Raw genomic sequence first — 1387 nt, forward strand, 5'->3', positions numbered from 1 at the left:
GCACCCTGCGGGCCAGTCGGCCCAGGCCGTGCCGCAGGCCGCGTGAGGCGCACAGCAGCCGGCAGGTGCGCCGGGCCCCGAGCCGCACGAGTGACTGCCGCAGGTCGCTGCGCCCGGCGACGCCCTGGTGCCGGAGGCACTGCTTGCTGCTGCGGCGGAAGAACTCCGTCCGGCAGGACTTCGGCAATCGGCCGGGGGTGAGGAAGAGGGACAGCAGGTGGTCGGTCATCCTCCGGTACAGCAGCGGGCCCCAGCGGGCGAGCTCCGGTCGTTCCGTGAGGAAGCGGAAGACCCGGTCGTACTGGGCGAAGACGTCGAAGGGCCGCCGGTCCGCGGCCGTCTGCGCGGCTCCTCTGCGCCGCTGCCGGTTCAGCAGGCACGTCCGGTCCAGGACCGTCACGGCCTCCGCCGTCAGCAGGGCGGCCCAGCTGAACGACGTGCCCTCGAAGGCACCCGGTGGGAAGGCCAGCCCCTCCTGCCGCAGGAAGTCCCGGCGGTACACCTTGTTCCAGGCGACCGGGGGCAGCCGCAGCAGCGCCGGCCGGTCCCGCAGCCGGAACACCTGCGGGTCCCGGTGGGCCAGCAGCCCTGCCCGGCCCCCGCGGTCGGTGCCGCCGTGCCAGAAGGCGCGCACGTGGTCGAAGACCAGCACGTCGGGTTCGGCGGTCTCCAGCAGGCGGTCGGCGACGGCCTGGAGGGCACCGGGCGCGAGGGCGTCGTCGCTGTCGAGGAACAGCACGTAGTCGCCGCGGGCGTGACTGAGCCCGGCGTTGCGGGCCGGACCGGCGCCGGACTGCTCCGGCAGCCGCAGCACGGTCATGCGGGGATCGGCGGCGGCCGACTCGGCGAGGATCTCGGCGCAGGCGTCGGGTGAACAGTCGTCCACCGCGATGAGTTCGAGGTCGGTGAAGCACTGGGTGAGTACGGACTCCAGGCACTCCGGCAGGTAGGCCTGCACCTGGTGGGCGGGGACGATGATGCTGAAACGAGGCACGGCGGCACATCCAGGGGGCGCCTCCCAGCCCGTCCAGGCTGGGGGAGGGCGGGCGTGGTCTGTTAAGCCGATAATGCGGGCTCGGCCTGCCCGTGCCGCGTGACCTGGCGGGTGACCGAGCAGAATGGTCCGTTCGGCCCAGCGCACCCGGCCGTCCGCGCCCACCAGCGCACGCCGGTGGCAGTCCGACCGCCGGGCCCGCTTGCGTCCCCGGGCCCGGCATGCGGGTGTGGGCGCCCGGGAGAGCAGGCGTACGGTCAGGCGCCCCCTGCGGCCGGGTGGGCAGGACCATGGCCGAGACGCCGAGACAGGCGCGCGTCGATGGCCAGGCGATCCCGTCTGCGGTGGGCCGACCGGTCGTCCACGGTCTCGGCGGCGCGCGGGGCGGAGCGG

General features: G+C 74.6%; 1 protein-coding gene. It reads right to left on the reverse strand.

Annotated features, from left to right (window positions below):
* Positions 1–994 (reverse strand): glycosyltransferase family 2 protein (locus ACYVE9_RS26960; RefSeq protein ID WP_461030510.1); only part of this gene is annotated, 994 nt, incomplete at its 3' end.
* Between the last annotated feature and the right edge of the window lie 393 nt (positions 995–1387).

It is taken from the genome of Streptomyces sparsus, assembly GCF_054776295.1.